Below are 1,317 nucleotides of genomic sequence, written 5' to 3'. Positions count from 1 at the left end.
GGTCTGGTATTCCGAACGGGTCAGCCCGATGGACACCTTGTTACCGGTACCGAGGAAGTTGCTCTGGCTGATCGAACCACCCAGGATCAGGCCCGCACTCTGGGCGAAGCCGACGCTGGCGGTGATCGAACCGGAAGCCTGCTCTTCGACGCTGTAGTTGACGTCGACCTGGTCGTCGGTGCCTGGCACAGGCGGGGTCTCGACGTTGACTTCCTTGAAGAAGCCCAGGCGCTCCAGACGGGTCTTGGACTGGTCGATCAGGTAGGTCGAAGCCCAGCCGCCTTCCATCTGGCGCATCTCGCGACGCAGCACTTCGTCTTCAGTCTTGGTGTTGCCGCGGTAGTTGATGCGGTTGACGTAGGCACGCTTGCCCGGGTCGACCACGAACATGATGTCTACCGTGTGGTCCTCGTCGTTCGGCTGGGGCACGCCGTTGACGTTGGCGAAGGTGTAGCCTTCGTTACCCAGGCGACGGGTGATCAGCTCGGACGTGGTGGTCATCACCTTGCGCGAGAACACTTGGCCCGGCTGCACCAGCAGCAACGACTTGACCTGGTCTTCCGGCACCTTCAGGTCACCGGACAGCTTCACGTCGCGAACGGTGTACTTCTCGCCTTCGTTGATGTTGACGGTGATGTAGACGTGCTTCTTGTCCGGGGTGATCGACACCTGGGTGGAGGCGATGTCCATGTTGATGTAGCCGCGGTCCAGGTAGTAGGAACGCAGGCGCTCCAGGTCACCGGAGAGTTTTTCGCGGGCGTACTTGTCGTCGTTCTTGAAGAACGACAGCCAGTTGGTGGTCTTCAGCTCGAACAGTTGGCCCAGGGTTTCATCGTCGAACACGTTGTTGCCGACGATGTTGATGTGCTGGATGGCAGCGACGGTACCTTCGTTGATCTTGATCTTCAGCGCCACACGGTTGCGCGGCTGCGGCACCACCTCGGCGTCGACCTCGGCCGAATAGCGGCCCTGGGCCACGTACTGGCGCTGCAGTTCGTTACGCACGCCTTCGAGGGTGGCACGCTGGAAGATCTCGCCTTCGGCCAGGCCCGATTGCTTCAGGCCCTTCATCAGGTCTTCGGTGCTGATCGCCTTGTTGCCTTCGATCTCGATGCTCGACACCGACGGGCGCTCGACCACGTTGATGATCAGCACATTGCCATCGCGGTTCAACTGGATGTCCTGGAAGAACCCGGTCTTGAACAGGGAACGGGTCGAGTCCACCAGACGGCGGTCATCGGCCTGGTCACCGACGTTCAGCGGCAAGGCACCGAACACGCTGCCGGCGGAAACCCGCTGCAGGCCGTTGACGCGAAT

General features: G+C 61.1%; 1 protein-coding gene. It reads right to left on the bottom strand.

The annotated features are described in order from the left end of the window. The coding region (gene bamA, locus OO258_RS27235) for an outer membrane protein assembly factor BamA (RefSeq protein ID WP_266034980.1) at window positions 1-1,317 on the bottom strand (1,317 nt) is incomplete at both ends.

The sequence above is a fragment of the Pseudomonas sp. DCB_BI genome (assembly GCF_026240995.1).
Taxonomy (GTDB): domain Bacteria; phylum Pseudomonadota; class Gammaproteobacteria; order Pseudomonadales; family Pseudomonadaceae; genus Aquipseudomonas.
Note: the sequence above shows the minus strand (reverse complement) of the source record. Positions and strands in the feature narration are given on the sequence as shown.